At 71.5% G+C, this 19,433-nt stretch carries 17 protein-coding genes; 16 read left to right on the plus strand and 1 reads right to left on the minus strand.

Features of this window, described 5'->3' with window-relative positions:
* The first annotated feature begins 12 nt into the window (after positions 1-12).
* A complete protein-coding gene (paaD, locus tag ACN261_RS10990; RefSeq protein WP_421485090.1) occupies positions 13-489 on the plus strand; it encodes a 1,2-phenylacetyl-CoA epoxidase subunit PaaD in 477 nt (158 codons plus the stop codon).
* Positions 486-1,628 (plus strand): 1,2-phenylacetyl-CoA epoxidase subunit PaaE, encoded by a 1,143-nt coding sequence (gene paaE / locus ACN261_RS10995; RefSeq protein ID WP_421485091.1) that lies wholly within the window; start codon positions 486-488, stop codon positions 1,626-1,628. The genes paaD and paaE overlap by 4 nt, the downstream gene beginning before the upstream one ends.
* 170 nt (positions 1,629-1,798) lie before the next feature.
* Here paaE and ACN261_RS11000 read toward each other — a convergent pair whose 3' ends face one another.
* Entirely contained in the window at positions 1,799-2,002 is a 204-nt protein-coding gene (locus ACN261_RS11000; RefSeq protein ID WP_425849848.1) for a hypothetical protein, read from the minus strand.
* Between the two features lie 232 nt (positions 2,003-2,234).
* Here ACN261_RS11000 and ACN261_RS11005 point away from each other — a divergent pair, with 232 nt between their 5' ends.
* The 14 genes from ACN261_RS11005 (at position 2,235) to nuoH (ending at position 19,433) form a co-directional block, all read left to right on the plus strand.
* On the plus strand, positions 2,235-3,995 hold the full coding sequence (locus ACN261_RS11005) for an ATP-binding protein (protein ID WP_425849851.1): 1,761 nt from the start codon (positions 2,235-2,237) through the stop codon (positions 3,993-3,995).
* A gap of 284 nt (positions 3,996-4,279) precedes the next feature.
* The gene (mqnC, locus tag ACN261_RS11010) at positions 4,280-5,470 is read left to right on the plus strand and encodes a cyclic dehypoxanthinyl futalosine synthase (RefSeq protein WP_425849853.1); all 1,191 of its coding nucleotides are present in this window, start codon (positions 4,280-4,282) and stop codon (positions 5,468-5,470) included.
* A gap of 490 nt (positions 5,471-5,960) precedes the next feature.
* Positions 5,961-7,214, plus strand: a complete 1,254-nt coding sequence (locus tag ACN261_RS11015) for an LPXTG cell wall anchor domain-containing protein (RefSeq protein ID WP_425849856.1) — start codon at positions 5,961-5,963, stop codon at positions 7,212-7,214.
* Positions 7,215-7,377: 163 nt separating this feature from the next.
* Positions 7,378-8,088, plus strand: a complete 711-nt coding sequence (locus ACN261_RS11020) for a demethylmenaquinone methyltransferase (RefSeq protein WP_421485096.1) — start codon at positions 7,378-7,380, stop codon at positions 8,086-8,088.
* A gap of 67 nt (positions 8,089-8,155) precedes the next feature.
* The gene (locus ACN261_RS11025) at positions 8,156-8,377 is read left to right on the plus strand and encodes a hypothetical protein (protein WP_425849858.1); all 222 of its coding nucleotides are present in this window, start codon (positions 8,156-8,158) and stop codon (positions 8,375-8,377) included.
* A gap of 135 nt (positions 8,378-8,512) precedes the next feature.
* Positions 8,513-9,787 (plus strand): geranylgeranyl reductase family protein, encoded by a 1,275-nt coding sequence (locus ACN261_RS11030; RefSeq protein WP_425849861.1) that lies wholly within the window; start codon positions 8,513-8,515, stop codon positions 9,785-9,787.
* A 136-nt stretch (positions 9,788-9,923) separates the two neighbouring features.
* Positions 9,924-10,289, plus strand: a complete 366-nt coding sequence (locus ACN261_RS11035; protein WP_067300536.1) for an NADH-quinone oxidoreductase subunit A — start codon at positions 9,924-9,926, stop codon at positions 10,287-10,289.
* Between the two features lie 14 nt (positions 10,290-10,303).
* Entirely contained in the window at positions 10,304-10,981 is a 678-nt protein-coding gene (locus ACN261_RS11040; RefSeq protein WP_088646158.1) for a NuoB/complex I 20 kDa subunit family protein, read from the plus strand.
* Complete coding sequence (locus tag ACN261_RS11045) at positions 10,978-11,709, plus strand: NADH-quinone oxidoreductase subunit C (protein ID WP_088646157.1); 732 nt, start codon at positions 10,978-10,980, stop codon at positions 11,707-11,709. The genes ACN261_RS11040 and ACN261_RS11045 overlap by 4 nt, the downstream gene beginning before the upstream one ends.
* Before the next feature lie 55 nt (positions 11,710-11,764).
* Complete coding sequence (locus ACN261_RS11050; RefSeq protein WP_421485099.1) at positions 11,765-13,090, plus strand: NADH-quinone oxidoreductase subunit D; 1,326 nt, start codon at positions 11,765-11,767, stop codon at positions 13,088-13,090.
* On the plus strand, positions 13,087-14,292 hold the full coding sequence (nuoE, locus tag ACN261_RS11055; protein ID WP_425849866.1) for an NADH-quinone oxidoreductase subunit NuoE: 1,206 nt from the start codon (positions 13,087-13,089) through the stop codon (positions 14,290-14,292). Before ACN261_RS11050 ends, nuoE begins: the two co-directional genes overlap by 4 nt.
* Positions 14,289-15,605, plus strand: coding sequence for an NADH-quinone oxidoreductase subunit NuoF (nuoF, locus tag ACN261_RS11060; protein WP_421485101.1), 1,317 nt, complete (start codon positions 14,289-14,291; stop codon positions 15,603-15,605). Before nuoE ends, nuoF begins: the two co-directional genes overlap by 4 nt.
* A 55-nt stretch (positions 15,606-15,660) precedes the next feature.
* On the plus strand, positions 15,661-18,087 hold the full coding sequence (locus ACN261_RS11065; RefSeq protein WP_421485102.1) for an NADH-quinone oxidoreductase subunit G: 2,427 nt from the start codon (positions 15,661-15,663) through the stop codon (positions 18,085-18,087).
* Complete coding sequence (nuoH, locus tag ACN261_RS11070; protein WP_421485103.1) at positions 18,084-19,433, plus strand: NADH-quinone oxidoreductase subunit NuoH; 1,350 nt, start codon at positions 18,084-18,086, stop codon at positions 19,431-19,433. The genes ACN261_RS11065 and nuoH overlap by 4 nt, the downstream gene beginning before the upstream one ends.

Consider the following 19,433-nt stretch of genomic DNA (forward strand, 5'->3'; position numbering starts at 1 on the left):
GGGACGGCGGCGGTGACCGACCCCAGGACGGCCGTCGCGGCGGTGGTGGACCCGGAGATCCGGGTGATCACCATCGACGAGCTGGGCATCCTGCGGGCGGTCGACGAGGACCCGGCCACCGGGCGGGTGGTCGTCACGATCACCCCCACCTACACCGGCTGCCCCGCCATGGACGTGATCCGGGACGACATCCGGCGGGCGCTGACCGCCGCCGGGCATCCCGACGCCGAGGTCCGCACGGTCTTCAGCCCCGCCTGGAGCACCGACTGGATCTCCGCCGACGGCCGCGCCAAGCTCGCCGCCGCCGGCATCGCCCCGCCCGCCCCGCGCGGCGACGGCACGGCGGTGCCGGTGACCCTGGCGGTGCGCTGCCCGCGCTGCGGCTCGCCGGAGACCACCCAACTCAGCCGGTTCGGCTCCACCGCGTGCAAGGCGCTGTGGCGCTGCCGGTCCTGTTCCGAACCCTTCGACCACCTGAAGGCGCTGTGACTGTCACGATCTCCCGCCCGGTGCGCCGCAGGCCGGCCTTCCACCCGCTGCCCGTGGCCGCCGTGGACCGGCTCACCGACGACGCCGTGGCGATCACCTTCGCGGTGCCCGAGGAGCTGCGGGCGACCTTCGCGTTCTCCGCCGGCCAGCACCTGACCGTACGGCTGCCCGCGCCGCCGTCGGACGCGGCCGGCACCGGCGGCGGGCCCGGGGCCGGTGCGGACGTGCGGCGGTCGTACTCGATCTGCTCGACACCTGACGACCTGGCCCGGCACGGCCGGCTGCGGATCGGGGTGCGGGAGATCCCCGGCGGCGCGTTCTCCAGCTATGCCTGCGGCGCGCTGCGGCACGGTGACACCGTCGAGGTGCTGCCCCCGCTGGGGCACTTCACCACGGCGTTCGCGCCGGACCGGGTGCGGCACTACGGCGCGGTGGTCGCCGGTTCCGGGATCACCCCGGTGCTCGCGCTGGTCGCGACCGCGCTGGCCGTCGAGCCGGCCAGCACCTTCACCCTGGTGTACGGCAACCGCACGGCCAACACGGTGATGTTCGCCGAGGAGCTGGCGGACCTGAAGGACCGCTACCCGACCCGGCTGCACCTGGTGCACGTGCTGTCCCGGGAGCCGGGTGAGTCGCCGCTGCTGTCCGGCCGGATCGACGCCGAGCGGCTGGGCCGGCTGCTGGACACCATCGTGCCGGGCGACGCGATCGCCGAGTGGTTCCTCTGCGGCCCCTACCAGTTGGTGCTGGACGCGAAGGCGGTGCTGACCGGCCGGGGCCTGGCCGAGTCGGCGGTGCACACCGAGCTGTTCCACGTCGACACCCCACCGGAGCCGGTCCGCCGCAGCGGCGAGTCGACCGGCGGCGCGGAAGTGACCATCGTGCTGGACGGCCGGTCGTCCCAGTTCACGATGGGCCGCGACGAGCGGGTGCTGGACGCGGCGCTGAAGGTGCGCGGCGAGCTGCCGTACGCCTGTAAGGGTGGGGTCTGCTCGACCTGCCGGGCGAAGGTGGTCTCCGGCGCGGTGACGATGGCCCGCAACTACGCCCTGGAGCCGGACGAGGTGGCCGCCGGGTACGTGTTGACCTGCCAGTCCAGCCCGACCACCGACACCCTGACGGTCGACTACGACGGATAGCCGGGTCGGCGGCACTGCCGGCGGTGGTTTCGAGCCTCCGGGGGCCGGTGACCCTGTCCTCGCTCTCGGGCGGGGGTCCTGTGTCTGTTGCGGGCCCTGTCGAGCTGATGACGTCAGCGACTCGCCCGGGATCGATGGTTATGTGCCGGATTCGCGGCCCCGGCGCCCTGTCAGTCGGTGCGGAGGTGGGCGGTCCAGTAGGTGAGGTCGGAGTGGTGCTCGGTGAGGGAGACCCGCTCGCCGCAGGCTTCCTCGATCAGCTTGACCGCCTCGTCCAGGTGCGGCGGATTGCCGTCCCGGTCCTCGTCGCGGAACAGTTGCAGCCCGACCTCGCCCCGATCGTCGCCGAGCGCCTGCGCGGCGTCGGGTGACACCGGCACCACCGTGTAGCGGGCGGCCTCCCGCTCGGCCTCGCTCGGCGGCTCCGGCTCGTCCCGCCTGCGTCACCGGAACCGCTCGACCCCGGACGGGATCGGACCGGGCGAGTCAGCCGGATCGTACGGCCGCAGCCAGATGGGCTGCAGAATCCCCGCCGTTGCCGGGTTTTCCCGTAGTTTTGTCTTACCCTTGCTGGGAAGGGTTCGCTAAAACTGATGGGAAACTCCGATGACCGGCAAGGAGCCAGCAGAGGCGCTCGCCCGCATCCTCGCGGGGGAGACCGCCGACTCGCTTGAGTCGAGGACGCTGGACTTCAAGCGGCAGGGCCGGTCCCGGGAGGATGCGCTCCGGATGCTGGCGGCGGCAGCGGCCTGTTTCGCCAACGACATCGGCGGCGTGCTGGTGGTCGGAGTGCACGACCGGATCGCCGGTTCGGAGGCGTTCGAGGGCACCGACCTCGATCCGCTCCGGGTCGTTCAGCGGATCTACGAACTCACCGAGCCGTCGCTCATCGTCTCCAGCCACGAGATCGAGTACGCGGGGCGTCGGCTTCTCATGGTCTCCGTTCCCCGCAGCCCCGACATCCACCAGGTTGATCAGCGTACGACCCATCGGGTCGGCACCTCCTGCGTGCCGATGACCGCAGCGCAGATTGCTTCCGCACTGGCCGATCGACACAGCGTCGACTGGTCCGCTGGCGATGCGGAACTGGACAGGTCGGATGTGTCGCCGGTGGCGCTCGACATCGCGCGGGGGCTGCTCCGGCAGAGTCCCGACCCGGCGCGGCGGCGCTACGCCTCCGAAACCGACGGCGACCTGCTACGGATCCTGGGCCTGCTCGGTCCCGAGGGTCGTCTCAACCACGCTGGTGCGCTCCTGCTGGTGGATCCCGGCCCCCAGCAGGATGCCCGGGATCTCGCGGTCTACCAGTTCCGTAAGACCCCTGCGGGTGAGCCGACCGTCGTGCAGCGGATCGCCGGGCCGCTGCTGCGCACCCTGGTACGGGTGCTGGAGATCATCGACGCCCGGGTGGACAAGACACCGGTCAACCTGCCCGGTGGCCAGCAGGTGCAGTTGGCCGATCTGCCGGAGGCGGCGGTCCGGGAAGCGGTGGTCAATGCTCTCGTCCACCGTGACTACCGCCTTGGCGGACCGGTGCGTATCGAGCATGCCCCCACCCGACTGCTCGTGGCCTCACCCGGGCCATTGGTCTTCGGAGTGACTGTGGAGAACATCCTGACCACCACCTCCCGGCCACGGAACCCGGCGCTGGCCAGGGCTGTGCGGGTCTTGGGGCTCGCCGAGGAGGCGGGTGTCGGGGTGGATCGGATGTACCGGGAGATGGTCCGGGTGGGCCACCAACCGCCACGGTACGTCGAGGAACCCGACCAGGTGACCGTCACCCTGCTCGGCGGCGCACCCAACCGGCATGTCACCCGCTACGTCGCGGCGCTGCCCGAGGCTGAGCAGGACGACGCCGATACCCTGCTGATCCTCTACCACCTGTTGACCCATCGCGTCGTGTCCGCCGTCGACGCGGCCCCACTCCTGCAGAAGGACGTGGTCGAGTCGCAGGAGGTGCTGCTGCGACTGAGCACCGAGCCGGTGGCGATGCTGGAGCCCACGCGGGAGACCGCCCGACGGCGGGCCCCGAACTATCGGCTGCGTAGCCCGGTGCTGAGCGCTCTCGGCCCGGCGGTCCGCTATCGCCGAGGACAGGGCGACGACGCCGAGCGCAAGGTCGTCGAGCTGTTGCGGGCTGCTGGCCAGATCAACGCACGGATGGTGCGGATCGCTCTCGACGTCGACGCTCAGGCGACGTCACGACTGCTCAGCGACCTGGTCGAGCGGGGGACTCTGGTGCGGGTTTCCGAGTCACGCCGGGGGCCCTCGGTTACCTACGGCCCCGGCCCGGCGCTTCCGGCGGTCGGCCGGCGTCGATCGGGGCGGGGCCCGTCAGCCAGCGCGGAGGACAGCCCTCTGTTCTGAAGCGGGTGCCGGCCCGGACGCCCCACTCCATCGGCGTGGCTCGGCGACCTGGTAGCGAAGGGCCTCCCGCATCGTCTCCAACTCGGCCAGGATGCGCTCGTCAGCGTCGGAGTCAGGCGTGATGCCGGAATGATTCCAGCATTTGGTGTCGAGTGTTGCGGCGGACACCCACGCCTCTGCTCCCCGCCGCGCTTGGGCGAGTGCCCGAGGCTGGTGGTGCGGGACGCGTCACGGTCGACGCACCACCAGAGGGTGGGGCGGGAGGTCGGCGTACGCTCGGAGGCGTGACGGCGAACCGGGAGATCGACGACATCCTGCAGCGCGGCGCGGACGGCGGGCGGATCACGCCCGAGGAGGCGCTGCTGCTCTACACCGAGGCGCCCTTCCACGCGTTGGGCGAGGCGGCGGACGCGGTACGCCGGCGGCGCTACCCGGACAACATCGTCACCTACCTGATCGACCGCAACATCAACTACACCAACGTCTGCGTGACGGCGTGCAAGTTCTGCGCCTTCTACCGGGCGCCCAAGCACGCCGAGGGCTGGACCCACCCGACCGAGGAGATCCTGCGTCGCTGCGGCGAGGCGGTCGAGCTGGGCGCCACCCAGGTCATGCTCCAGGGCGGCCACCACCCGGACTACGGCGTGGAGTACTACGAGGAGTTGTTCTCCTCGGTCAAGGCGGCGTACCCGCAGCTCGCCATCCACTCGATCGGGCCGAGCGAGATCCTGCACATGGCGAAGGTCTCCCGCGTCAGCCTGGACGAGGCCATCGCCCGGATCAAGGCCGCCGGGCTGGACTCGATCGCCGGCGCCGGGGCCGAGATGCTGCCGGACCGGCCACGGAAGGCGATCGCCCCGCTCAAGGAGTCCGGTGCGCGCTGGCTGGAGGTCATGGAGTTGGCCCACCGGCAGGGCCTGGAGTCCACCGCCACGATGATGATGGGCACCGGCGAGACCAACGCCGAGCGGATCGAGCACCTGCGGATGATCCGCGACGTGCAGGACCGCACCCGGGGGTTCCGGGCATTCATCCCGTGGACGTACCAGCCGGAGAACAACCACCTCAAGGGCCGCACCCAGGCCACCACGCTGGAGTACCTGCGTCTGGTGGCGGTGGCCCGGTTGTTCTTCGAGACCGTGCCGCACCTGCAGGCGTCCTGGCTGACCACCGGCAAGGACGTCGGGCAGCTCGCCCTGCACATGGGCGTCGACGACCTCGGTTCGATCATGCTGGAGGAGAACGTCATCTCCTCGGCCGGCGCGCGGCACCGCTCCAACCTGCACGAGCTGATCGGCATGATCCGCTCGGCCGACCGGATCCCGGCCCAGCGGGACACCCTCTACCGTCGGCTGGCGGTGCACCACACCCCCGCCGACGACCCGACCGACGACCGGGTGGTGTCGCACTTCTCCTCGATCGCCATGCCCGGCGGTGGCGCCGGCCGTACGCTGCCGCTCGTCGAGGCCCGCTGAGCCACCCCGACCGTCACCCCGAGTAACTGATCGGGCTGTTCCGGTGACTGGCTGAACGGGTCCGGGTGTCGGCCCGGGGGATATTCGTGGTCGCCGTTCGGCCGAGGCGGCGCGGGACCAGCCCCCACAAGACGCGGCAATTGGGGCGGCGTGCGGCACGCTGGGCGGATGTCCCGCTTCCGGCGCCCCGGCGCGGGGGTTGGCGTCGCGCGGCGGTGCCCGCTAACGTGCGCCCGACGTACCTCCGCCCACCGCCTGCGGCGAGCGGATGACGAGTGTCGTACGTCCTCCATCGGCCCGGGAGGGCCGTTCATATAAAACGGGGGCGGGACGGGTGACCGTCCCGCCCCCGCTCCTCGTCCGTTCGGCCCCGTCTGGGGCAAAATCGCACGTCACGGCTGGCGTACCGACGTCGATCTCGGATAACGTCCGCTCGGTTCGCCACATCAGCCCCACCTTTCCCAGCAGTCCCTAGCCCCCCGGGGGATCGATGACTCTGTTCCACCGCTCGGCCCTGGCCCGCCTCGGTGCCGTGGCCCTGCTCGCCGTCGGTGGCCTGGCCACCGTCGCCGCCCCGGCCAGCGCCGCCGACCAGGCGACGCTCGACCTCGTCCCGCTCAGCTCCCAGCTGGCCCTGGGCGTCAAGGAGGCCAAGGCCAAGCCGTTCAAGTTCTCCGTCCAGAACGTCCGCGGCACGGTCGACGCCAAGGACGTGAAGGTCACCGTCGAGACCGCGGGCCTGAAGGCGAACAAGGTCGGGGTGCTCGTGCCGGACGGCTGCGCCGTCAGCGGCACCGCCTTCACCTGCTCCCTGTCCGACCTGGGCGGTACCACCGACGACATCGCCGCCGGCACCACCGAGGAGTTCGGCATCCCGCTGTTCGGCACCGACACGCGCGGCAAGGGTGGCGTGCTGAAGGTGACCGTGAGCGGGTCCAACACCACCTCGGACTCGGTCGACCACGACATCATGGTGGTCAAGCCCGGCTACGACCTGACCACCTGGGTGCAGGACGTCTACGCCGACGTGGTGGTCGACGGCGACGACGCCGGCGAAACCGGCCTGACCGGCGTCAAGCCCGGCGGCACCGCCCCGCTGGACTGGGCGGTCTACAACGGCGGCAGCCGCCGGGCCACCGGCGTCTTCTACGGGATCGCCCTGCCGGAGGGTGCCAGCTTCGTCGACCTGCCGGAGAGCTGCGTCACGCAGGACCTGGGCGGCGTGGTGGCGTACTGCGAGGACTCCGGCGCGGTGCTGCGGCCTGGCGAGTTCTACACCGCCGACGTGCGGGTGAAGGTCGGCACGGGCGTCACCGAGAAGGTGCTCACCCCGGGCGTCCTGTTCGCCGCCGGGCTGACCGAGGCCGAGGGCACCCCGGAGGAGAAGCCGCAGGTAGCCAGCAAGGCGCAGCGCAAGGTCTTCACCGAGACCGACGACGTCGACAACACGTCGCTGTTCGACGTGTTCGTCGACCTGAGCACCGGCCCGAGCCCGAGCCCCAGCCCGACCGGTGAGCCGAGCCCGAGCACCAGCGGTCAGCCGAGCCCGAGCACCAGCGTCAGCCCGACGACCGGTGGTGGCACCGGTGGTGGCGACGGCGGTCTGCCGGTGACCGGCGCGCAGGCCACCCTGATCGGTGGCATCGGCGCCGTCGTGCTGCTCGCGGGCGGCGCGCTGCTGATGCTCGCCCGTCGGCGTCGGCTCGTGCTGGTGACCCCGGGCGACGAGAAGCCGCGGAGCTGACCGGAGGCAGGTCTTCCGCACCACGGTAGGACGGCGGGCGGGGTGGTCATCCACCCCGCCCGCCGCGCGTCCGCCCCACCCCCGCGCCGGTACGTCGCCGGTCGACCCCGGGTCGGTCGGACCCAGCGGTGGGTGGGTGGGGTCGGGCTGGCAGAGTGGAGGGGTGAGTCGTACCCCGCAGGGCCAGCGCGCCGGCCTGGACAAGTCGCCACCCGAGGTCGCCGCGATGTTCGACGGGGTGGCCGCCCGTTACGACCTGACCAACACGGTCCTGGCCTTCGGGCAGGACCGGTCGTGGCGACGGGCCACCCGGGCGGCGCTCGGGCTGCTCCCCGGCGAGCGGGTGCTGGACGTGGGCGCCGGCACCGGGGTGTCGACGCAGGAACTGGCCCGCTCCGGGGCGTACGCGGTGGGTGTGGACCTGTCGCAGGGCATGCTGTACGCCGGCCGGCGGGTCCGGCCGGAGGTGCCGCTGCTGGCCGGGGACGCGCTGCGGCTGCCCTTCGCCGACGCCTCCTTCGACGCGGTGACGATCTCCTTCGCCCTGCGTAACGTCAACGACCCCGACGCGGCCCTGCGGGAGCTGGCCCGGGTGACCCGGCCGGGCGGGCGGCTGGTGGTCTGCGAGTTCAGCACGCCGGTGAACCCGGCCTTCCGGACGGTCTACCTGTCGTACCTGATGCGGTCGTTGCCGGTGGTGGCCCGGACGGTGTCCAGTAACCCCGACGCGTACGTCTACCTGGCCGAGTCGATCCGGGCCTGGCCGGACCAGGCGGCCCTGGCGGCCCGGGTCGGTGCGGCCGGTTGGGGTCGGGTGGCGTGGCGCAACCTGACCGGCGGGGTGGTGGCCCTGCACCGGGCCGTCCGGACCTGACGGAGGGTGAACGACATCTTTCGCTGATGTCCATATTTATCGCTTTTTGGCACGTAAGCTTCCCGGCATGACCGGAGTAGCGCCCACCGACCCGACGGCCCCCGCCGACGACGATGCCGCCGAGCTGGTCGCCCAGCTCAGGGAGCTGGCCGGCGCGGACCCGACCGAGGTCCGGCAGGTGGTGGCCGAGGTGCTGGGTGCGCTCGACCGGGCGGCCGGCGGAGCGCTGCGTGACCACCTGCCGGCGGCGATCCGGCCCGAGGGCGGGCTCGACGTCGCCCCGAACTGAGGGGCGGACCCACCCCGACCGGCATGTTTCCAGGAAGTTAGGTACCCCTCACCCGGCAGCGGAGTAACCACGGTCATAGACTCCAACCCGATCGGGCTTGTGAAGCATTTCACGAGCGTGCGGGAGGAGGCGCAGATGACATCGGTGGAGAACGACGCCGACGTGATCGTGGTGGGCGCCGGTCCCGGCGGATCGGCGACGGCGTACCACCTGGCGCGGCACGGCGTACGCGTGCTGCTGCTGGAGAAGACCGAGTTCCCCCGCGAGAAGGTGTGCGGGGACGGGCTCACCCCCCGGGCGACCCGGCAGCTCATCCGGATGGGCGTGGACACCTCGCCCGAGGCCGGCTGGCTGCACAACAAGGGCCTGCGGGTGATCGGCGGCGGGGTACGCCTCGAACTGGACTGGCCCGACCTGGCCAGCTTCCCCAACTACGGTCTGGTCCGCACCCGGCTGGACTTCGACGACCTGCTCGCCCGACGGGCGGTCTCCGCCGGTGCCGAGCTGCGCACCAACGTCAACGTCATCGGCCCGGTGCTCGACGGCGGCGACCGGGTGGTCGGGGTGACCGCCGAGGTCGGCCCCGACCGGGAGCCGGCCACCTTCCACGCCCCGCTGGTGGTCGCTGCGGACGGCGTCTCCGGCCGGTTCCCGCTCGCCCTCGGCCTGGCCAAGCGGGAGGACCGGCCGATCGGCGTGGCCGTGCGCCGCTACTACCGCTCGCCGGCCCGGCACGACGACGACTACCTGGAGTCCTGGCTGGAGCTGCGCAGCAAGGGCAGCGACGCGCTGCTGCCCGGCTACGGCTGGATCTTCGGCCTCGGCGACGGTCGGGTCAACGTCGGCCTCGGCGTGCTCAACTCCTCCTCCGCGTTCGGCAAGACGAACTACCGGCGGCTGCTCACCGACTGGCTGGCCAACACCCCGGACGACTGGGGGATGACCGACGAGGCGAACGCCGACGGCCCGATCCTCGGCGCGGCGCTGCCGATGGGCTTCAACCGGGTGCCGCACTACACCCGGGGGGTCCTGCTGGTCGGCGACTCCGGCGGCATGGTCAACCCGTTCAACGGCGAGGGCATCGCGTACGCGATGGAGTCCGGCGAGCTGGCCGCCGAGGTCATCGTGCAGGCGCTGGCCCGCCCGGCCGGCCCGGAACGGGAGCGGGCGCTGACCGCGTACCCGCAGGAGCTGAAGGCCCGGTTCGGTGGCTATTACCGGCTCGGCGGGATCTTCGTCAAGCTGATCGGCCGGCCCGAGGTGATGCGGATGGCGACCAAGCACGGCATGCCGCACCCGATGCTGATGCGCTTCGTGCTCAAGCTGCTGGCCAACCTGACCGACCCGCGCGGCGGGGACGCGATGGACCGGGTCATCAACGCGATGACGAAGGCGGCCCCGGCCGTGTGAGGCGTGACCGGGCCAGGGCCAACGGCGGCACCGGCACGGGCAGGGATCGACCCCCGCTGACGGCAGTCACGAGGGACGTGAATAGTGTGAATTTTGTCAAGCACCTGGGGCAGGGGAAGGACGAGCAGGAGAAAAGATGTCGCTCTCGCCTTACGCACCGATCATCGGGCTGTTCGCCCTCGCCGCGGCGTTCTCGCTGTTCTCCGTGGCCGCCGCCCGCTTCGCCGGTCCCCGGCGCTACAACAAGGCCAAGCTCGAGGCGTACGAGTGTGGGATCGAGCCCAGCCCGCAGCCGGTGGGCGGGGGACGGTTCCCGATCAAGTTCTACCTGACGGCGATGCTCTTCATCGTCTTCGACATCGAGATCATCTTCCTCTACCCCTGGGCGGTCTCCTTCGACGCCCTGCCGATCTTCGGCTTCGTGGAGATGGTCCTGTTCATCGTCGCGGTCTTCGTCGCGTACGCCTACGTGTGGCGGCGCGGCGGGCTGGACTGGGACTGAGGGAGGAACGTCAGATGGGCATCGAGGAGAAACTCCCCGCCGGCGTCCTGCTCACCTCCGTGGAGAAGCTGGTCAACTGGTCGCGGAAGTCGTCCGTCTGGGGCGCCACCTTCGGCCTGGCCTGCTGCGCCATCGAGATGATGGCGGCCGGTGGCCCGCACTACGACATGGGCCGCTGGGGCATGGAGGTCTTCCGCGCCTCGCCGCGTCAGGCCGACCTGATGATCGTGGCCGGCCGGGTGAGCCAGAAGATGGCCCCGGTCCTGCGCCAGATCTACGACCAGATGGCCGAGCCCCGCTGGGTGCTCTCCATGGGCGTCTGCGCCAGCAGCGGCGGCATGTTCAACAACTACGCGATCGTCCAGGGCGTCGACCACGTCGTCCCGGTCGACATGTACCTGCCGGGCTGCCCGCCCCGCCCCGAGATGCTCATCGACGCGATCCTCAAGCTGCGCGAGAAGATCATGTACGAGCCGCTGGGCCCGAACGGCCGCAAGATGCAGGCGGCCCGCCTGGAGCGCGGCGACGTGCCCGTGGTGCCGTACGGCTCGATGCCGTCGTCGTACCGCAACGACAAGGCCCGTCGTGCCGAGTGGACGAAGGCGGTCCGCGAGGGGCGCGAGGAGCAGTTGCGGATCGAGAACTGGATGAACGCCCAGAACCACCTCCAGTCGCAGAGGGGCCCCAAGTGACCGACGACCGCACCAACGACGGCGGGGTGCCGGTACCGGTCACCCCGGCCGGTGCGACCAGCGGTGCTCCCGCCGAGCTGCCGCCGTCCAGCCCCGCCGGGCGCGGCATGTTCGGCATGCAGGGCACCGGCGACGTGTCCGGCTACGGCGGCCTGGTCCGCCAGCGCACCCCGATCGAGGAGGCCCCCCGGCCGTACGGGGGCTACTTCGACGAGGTGCGGGACGCGCTGGAGGAGGCGTACCCGCAGTTCGGCGACGCGATCGAGAAGGTCGTCGTCGACCGGGGCGAGCTGACCCTGCACGTCCGCCCGGAGCGGATCGCCGAGGTGTGCCAGGTGATGCGGGACGACCTCGCGCTGCGCTTCGAGCTGTGCTCCTCGGTGTCCGGGGTGGACTACCTCGGTGCCGACGAGCGCCGGCTGCACGTGGTCTACCAGCTCACCTCGATGACCTACCGGCGTCGGGTCCGGCTGGAGGCGGCAGTCTCCGCCGAGCACCCGCACCTGCCCAGCGTCACCGCCGTCTACCCGACGGCCGACTGGCAGGAGCGCGAGGCGTACGACATGTTCGGGGTCATCTTCGACGGCCACCCCAACCTGACCCGGGTCCTGATGCCCGACGACTGGGAGGGCCACCCGCAGCGCAAGGACTACCCGCTCGGCGGCGTCCCCGTCGAGTACAAGGGCGCGGAGATCCCGCCGCCGGACCGCCGGAGGTCGTACCAGTGAGCGCGAGGAGTGCAGCGGAGCGGAGCCCCGCAGTCGCGAACGGAAGGCCGGTGCTGTGACCACGTCCAACTACGCGACCGAGCGGGAGACCACCGAGGGCCGGGTCTTCACCGTCACCGGTGGGGACTGGGACCAGGTCGTCTCCGGCACCGACCCGATCAACGACGAGCGGATCGTCGTGAACATGGGTCCGCAGCACCCGTCGACGCACGGCGTGCTCCGGCTGATCCTGGAGCTGGAGGGCGAGACGGTCCGTGAGGCCCGCTCGGTCGTCGGCTACCTGCACACCGGCATCGAGAAGAACCTCGAGTACCGCAACTGGGTGCAGGGTTCGACGTTCGTGACCCGGATGGACTACCTCTCCCCGATCTTCAACGAGACGGCGTACAGCCTCGCGGTGGAGAAGCTGCTCGGCATCACCGACGACATCACCGAGCGGGCCACCACGATCCGGGTCCTGATGATGGAGCTGAACCGGATCTCCTCGCACCTGGTCTGGCTGGCCACCACCGGCATGGAGCTGGGTGCCATCTCGATCATGCTGTACGGCTTCCGCGAGCGGGAGTACATCCTCGACATCTTCGAGACCATCACCGGCCTGCGGATGAACCACGCGTACGTCCGGCCGGGCGGGGTGGCGCAGGACGTCCCGGACGCCGCGATCGTCAAGATCCGCGAGTTCCTCACGATGATGCCGAAGAAGCTCAAGGAGTACGAGGACCTCCTCTCCGGGCAGCCGATCTGGACCGAGCGCACCCAGGGCGTCGCGGTGCTCGACGTGACCGCCTGTGTCGCGCTCGGTGTCACCGGCCCGGTGCTGCGCTCCGCCGGCCTGGCCTGGGACCTGCGCAAGACCATGCCGTACTGCGGCTACGAGACGTACGAGTTCGACGTGCCGACCCACCCGGACGGCGACGTCTGGGGCCGCTACCTGGTCCGGCTCGCCGAGATCCGGGAGTCGCTCAAGCTGGTCGAGCAGGCGTTGGACCGGCTGCGGCCGGGGCCGGTGATGGTGGCCGACCGCAAGATCGCCTGGCCGGCGCAGCTCGCCATCGGCGTGGACGGCATGGGCAACTCGCTGGAACACGTCGCCAAGATCATGGGTCAGTCGATGGAGTCGCTGATCCACCACTTCAAGCTGGTCACCGAGGGCTTCCGGGTCCCGCCGGGCCAGGTGTACGTCGGCATCGAGTCGCCCCGGGGCGAGCTGGGCGTGCACGCGGTCTCCGACGGCGGCACCCGGCCGTACCGGGTGCACTACCGGGAGCCGAGCTTCGTCAACCTCCAGGCCCTTCCGGCGATGGCCGAGGGCGGCCTGATCGCCGACGTGATCGCCGGTGGCGCCTCGCTGGACCCCGTGATGGGTGGATGTGACCGATGACCGTCTTCAACGAAACCACGCGCGAGCGGGCGCGGGAGATCATCGCCCGGTACCCGGCCGACCGGTCCCGCTCGGCGCTGCTGCCGCTGCTGCACCTGGTGCAGGCCGAGGAGGGCTACGTCTCCCCGGCCGGGGTGGCGTTCTGCGCCGAGGTGCTGGGGCTGAACAAGGCCCAGGTCGGCGCGGTGGCCACCTTCTACACCATGTACAAGCGCCGGCCCACCGGTGACTACCTGGTCAGCGTCTGCACCAACACGATGTGCAACGTGCTCGGCGGGCAGGAGGTCTACGACACGCTCGCCGAGCACCTCGGCGTCGGGCACGACGAGACCACCGCCGACGGGAAGATCACCCTGGAGCACGCCGAGTGTCTGGCGGCGTGCGACTACGGCCCGGTGATGACCGTCAACTACGACTTCTTCGACGGCGTCGACCCGCAGGGCGCCCTCGACGTGGTGGACGAGCTGCGCGCCGGTGGCCGGCCGATGCCGACCCGGGGTGCCCGGCTCTGCACGCTCAAGGAGATGGCGGTGCAGCTCGCCGGCTTCGCCGACGAGCGTGAGGGCGCGGTCGCCGACGGCGGACCGGGCGAGGCCACCCTGCGTGGCCTGCGCCTGGCCGAGCAGCACGGCATCACGGCACCGGGCTACGACCCGAAGACCCCGATCCGCAGCAAGGCCGAGGCCGACCGGGCCGCCGCCGAGGCCAAGGCGAAGGCCGAGGCCGCCAAGGCCCCCGCACCGGCCGCCAAGGCCCCCGCACCGGCCGCCAAGGCCCCCGCACCGGCCGCCAAGGCCCCCGCACCGGCCGCCAAGGCCCCCGCACCGGCCGCCAAGGCCCCCGCACCGGCCGCCCCGGCGGCGAAGCCGGAGCAGGTCACCGGCAGCACCGCGCCGGACGTCAAGGCCCCGGACGACAAGTCGCCGCAGGTGCGTACCGCCGAGACCCGGCAGCCCGACGCGGCCACCGCCGTGCCGGACGCCCCCGGCACCAAGGTCCCGACGGACGGCGCACCACCGGCCACCCGCGACGCGCAGGCGGCGCAGGCGGCCGGGGTGGCCGCGAACGCCCCCGCCGGTGACGGCAAGCCCGCCGGCGACGAGGCCGGCGCGCAGGAGCGCAACCTCAAGGAAGCCGAGGCGGAAACGGGCGCTGCGGGCGCGGGCTCCGCCGTCGCGAGCGAGACGGGGGCCCAGAAGTGACCACTCCCCGGCCGGAGACCCTGGCCAAGCTGACCCCGGTGCTGACCCGCCGCTGGCTCTCCCCGGACGCCTGGCGGATCGGTGCCTACGAGAAGCTCGACGGCTACGCCGCGCTGCGCAAGGCCCTCAAGGCCCACCCGGACGACCTGATCCAGCTGATCAAGGACTCCGGGCTGCGTGGGCGGGGTGGCGCGGGCTTCCCCACCGGCCTCAAGTGGGGCTTCATCCCGCAGGGCGACGGCAAGCCGCACTACCTGGTGGTCAACGCCGACGAGGGCGAGCCGGGCACCTGCAAGGACCTGCCGCTGATGACCCACGACCCGCACTCGCTGGTCGAGGGGGTCATCATCGCCTCGTACGCGATCCGGGCCAGCCGGGCCTACATCTACATCCGGGGCGAGGCGGTGCACGCCGCCCGCCGGCTGCGTAACGCGGTGGCCGAGGCGCAGGCCAAGGGCTACCTCGGGCGCAACATCCTGGGCACCGGGTTCGACCTGGAACTGGTGGTGCACTCCGGTGCCGGGGCGTACATCTGCGGCGAGGAGACGGCGCTGCTGGACTCGCTGGAGGGGTTCCGGGGGCAGCCCCGGCTCCGCCCGCCGTTCCCGGCCACCCACGGCCTGTACGCCAGCCCGACGGTGGTCAACAACGTCGGCACCATCGCCAGCGTGCCGTACATCGTGCTGGGCGGTGCGGACTGGTGGAAGTCGATGGGCACCGAGAAGTCGTCCGGCCCGATGATCTACTCGCTGTCCGGCCGGATCGCCAACCCGGGTCAGTTCGAGTGCGGCCTGGGCGTCACCCTGCGCGAGCTGATCGAGCTGGCCGGCGGGATGCAGCCCGGTCACCAGCTCCGGTTCTGGACGCCTGGTGGCTCGTCGACCCCGCTGCTCACCGCCGAGCACCTGGACGTGCCGCTGGACTTCGAGGGAGTGGCGGCGGCCGGCTCGATCCTGGGCACCACGGCCACCCAGATCTTCTCCGACCAGGACTGCCCGGTCTACGCGACCTACCGGTGGCTGGAGTTCTACCACCACGAGTCGTGCGGCAAGTGCACCCCGTGCCGGGAGGGCAACTACTGGATGGTCCGGGTCTACCGGCGCATCCTCGCCGGCCAGGGCACCCACGAGGACCTGGACACCCTGCTCGACACCTGCGACAACATCCTCGGCCGCTCGTTCTGCGGCCTGGGTGACGGCGCGACCAGCTCGGTGACCTCGTCGTTGCAGTACTTCAAGCAGGACTACCTCGACTACATCGAGGGGCGTACCGCGCCGAAGCTCTCCGACAAGTCTCTGGTTGGAGCCCACTGATGAGCGCGAGGAACGAGCTTGCGAGTCCCGCAGTCGCGAAGGGAAGGCGACTCTGATGACTGACGTAGCCAGGCAGACCGAGACCGTGACGCTCACCATCGACGGCGTCGAGGTCACCGCTCCCAAGGGGGCGCTGCTGATCCGGGTCGCCGAGCAGTTGGGCACCGAGATCCCCCGGTTCTGCGACCACCCGCTGCTGGCCCCGGCCGGCGCCTGCCGGCAGTGCCTGGTCGAGGTGGAGGGGCAGCGCAAGCCGGTCGCCTCCTGCACCCAGACCGTCGCCGAGGGCATGGTGGTCCGCACCCAGCTCACCTCCCCGGTCGCCAAGAAGGCGCAGGAGGGGGTGATGGAGCTGCTGCTGGTCAACCACCCGTTGGACTGCCCGATGTGTGACAAGGGTGGTGAGTGCCCGCTGCAGAACCAGGCGATGTCCACCGGCCGCACCGACTCCCGTTTCCACGAGCACAAGCGGGAGTACGAGAAGCCGATGGAGATCAGCACCCAGGTGCTGCTCGACCGGGAGCGCTGCGTGCTCTGCCAGCGCTGCACCCGGTTCTCCGAGGAGATCGCCGGCGACAAGTTCATCGACCTGATGGGCCGGTCGTCCGCCGAGGAGATCAACATCTACCGGGACGACGCGTACGGCGCGGAGGGCGACTCCGGCGACGTCCCGTTCAACTCGTACTTCTCCGGCAACACCGTGCAGATCTGCCCGGTCGGCGCGCTCACCGGGGCGCAGTACCGGTTCCGGGCCCGCCCGTTCGACCTGGTTTCCAGCCCGAGCGTCTGCGAGCACTGCTCGGCCGGCTGCGCGCAGCGCACCGACTGGCGGCGGGGCAAGGTGCTGCGTCGCCTCGCCGGGGACGACCCGCAGGTCAACGAGGAGTGGAACTGCGACAAGGGGCGGTGGGGCTTCCAGTACACCCGCGCCTTCGACCGGCTCACCACCCCGCTGGTCCGCGACGAGAAGTCCGGTGAGCTGCGGGAGGCGTCCTGGAGCGAGGCGCTGACCCGGGCCGCCGACGGGCTGCGGGCCGCCCGCGACGAGGGTCGCGGCACGGCGGTGCTGACCGGCGGCCGGCTGACCGTCGAGGACGCCTACGCGTACGCGAAGTTCGCCCGGGTCGCCCTGAACACCAACGACATCGACTTCCGGGCCCGGCCGGTCTCCCGCGAGGAGTCCGACTTCCTGGCCAGCACCGTCGCCGGGGTCACCGACGTGACCTACGCCGACGTGGAGAAGGCGTCCTCGGTGGTGCTGGTCGGGCTGGAGCCGGAGGAGGAGTGCCCGATCCTCTTCCTGCGGCTGCGCAAGGCGTACCTGAAGAAGAAGCTGACGGTCTACGCGATCGCCCCGTTCGCCACCCGTGGCCTGGAGAAGCTCGGGGCCAAGCTGGCCCGGGTGGTGCCGGGCGAGGAGGCGAGCGTGCTCGCCGAGCACGACACGGTGGCCGAGGCGCTGAGCGCCGAGGGCGCGATCCTGTTCGTCGGGGAGCGGCTGGCCGGTGTGCCCGGTGGCCTCTCCGCCGCCGCGGACGTCGCCCGGCGTACCGGTGCGAAGCTGGCCTGGGTGCCGCGGCGCGCGGGTGACCGGGGTGCGGTCGACGCGGGCTGCCTGCCCAACCTGCTGCCCGGCGGGCGTCCGGTGACCGAGCCGTCGGCCCGCGCCGAGCTGGGCGAGGCGTGGGACATCCCGGCCGGGGTGATCCCCAGCCAGGCCGGTCGGGACACCGACCAGATCCTGGCCGCCGCCGCGAACGGTCAGCTCGGCGCCCTGGTGGTGGCCGGCGTGGACCCGGCCGACCTGGCCGACCCGAGGCTGGCCGAGCAGGCGCTCGACGCGGTGCCCTTCCTGGTCAGCCTGGAGCTGCGCAACTCGGCGGTGGCCCGTCGGGCCGACGTGGTGCTGCCGGTGGCCCCGGTGGTCGAGAAGGCCGGCAGCTTCCTGGACTGGGAGGGCCGGCTGCGCACCTTCGAGGCGGTGCTGCACACCGCCGCGATGACCGACGCGCGGGTGCTGGACGCGATCGCCGCGCAGCTCGACGTCCGGCTCGGCACCGGCGACGTGTCGAGCATCCGCCGGGAGTTGGGCGCGCTGCCGCCGACCCGGGCGGACCGGCCGGTCAGCCCGTCGGTCGCCCCGGCGACCGTGCCCCAGCCGGGTGCGGGCGAGGCGGTGCTGGCGACCTGGCACCAGCTGATCGACCTGGGCAGCCTCACCGACGGCGACGAGCACCTCGCCGGTACCGCCCGTCCGCCGGTGGTCCGGCTGGGCAAGGGCACCGCCGAGACGCTCGGCGTGGCCGACGGTGACCCGGTCACGGTGGGCACCGACCGGGGTGCGGTCACCCTGCCGGCGGCCATCACCGAGATGCCCGACGGCGTCGTCTGGCTGCCGACCAACTCGCCCGGTTCGACCGTACGGCGCAGCCTCGGCGTCGCGTCCGGCACGGTGGTCCGGATCTCCGGAGGTGCACAGTGAACACCCTCCTGGCGCAGGACCCGACACTGGCGGACTTCGGCAGGGACCCGTGGTGGCTGGTCCTTATCAAGATCGTCTTTGCCTTCGTCTTCGGCCTGCTCGCCACCCTGCTCGGCGTCTGGTTCGAGCGGCGGGTCGTCGGCTACATGCAGGTCCGGCCCGGCCCCAACCAGGTCGGCCCGTTCGGCCTGCTGCAGACCCTCGCCGACGGTCTCAAGATGGCCTTCAAGGAGGACATCCTCCCGAAGGCCGCCGACAAGGTGGTCTACTTCTTCGCCCCGGTCATCTCGGTGGTCTGTGCGGTCACCGCGCTGTCGGTGATCCCGTTCGGCCCGATGGTGAGCATCTTCGGCCACCGGACCCCGTTGCAGGTCACCGACGTGCCGGTGGCGGTGCTGGTGCTGCTGGCCTGCTCGTCGCTTGCCGTCTACGGCATCGTGCTCGGCGGTTGGGCCTCCGGCTCGACCTACCCGCTGCTCGGTGGCCTGCGCTCCAGCGCCCAGATGATCTCGTACGAGGTCGCGATGGGGCTGAGCATCGTCGCGGTGTTCATGACCGCCGGCACCATGTCCACCAGCGGGATCGTCGCCGCCCAGGGGGACGCCACCCGGCTCACCATCGGCGGCGTCGAGATCCCCGCGCCGGGCTGGTACGCGATCCTGCTGCTGCCCAGCTTCATCATCTTCTTCATCGCCACCGTCGGTGAGACCAACCGGGCACCGTTCGACCTGCCCGAGGCGGAGTCGGAGCTGGTCGCCGGCTTCATGACCGAGTACAGCTCGCTGAAGTTCGCGCTGTTCATGCTCTCCGAGTACGTCGCCATGGTGACCATGTCCGCGGTCACCACGACGCTGTTCCTCGGCGGCTGGCGGGCCCCCTGGCCGATCACCCTGTGGGCCGACGCCAACACCGGCTGGTGGCCGATGCTCTGGTTCTTCGGCAAGGTGCTGATGCTGGTCTTCGTCTTCGTCTGGCTCCGGGGCACCCTGCCCCGGTTGCGCTACGACCAGTTCATGCGCTTCGGCTGGAAGGTGCTGCTGCCGATCAACCTGGTCTGGATCCTCGTCCTTTCCGGGCTGCGCTCCATCGAGGACTGGCAGTCGCGGGACCGGCTGCTCGCCACCGCCATCGGCGCGGGCGTGCTGCTGCTGGCGACGCTGCTGTGGCCGAGCCGCAAGCCGGCTCCGAAGCCGACCCCGCAGGAACAGGCCGACAACCGGCCGTACGGCAGCTTCCCGCTGCCCCCGCTGGATCTACAGGTACCACCGAGCCCGCGCACCAAGCGCGTGGTCGCCGAGCGGGAGCCGGCCAACATCGCCACCGGCTCGGACTCCAGGGAGGTGTGA

The sequence above is a fragment of the Micromonospora sp. WMMD723 genome, from assembly GCF_049863385.1.
In the GTDB taxonomy this organism is placed as follows: Bacteria; Actinomycetota; Actinomycetes; order Mycobacteriales; family Micromonosporaceae; genus Micromonospora; species Micromonospora wenchangensis.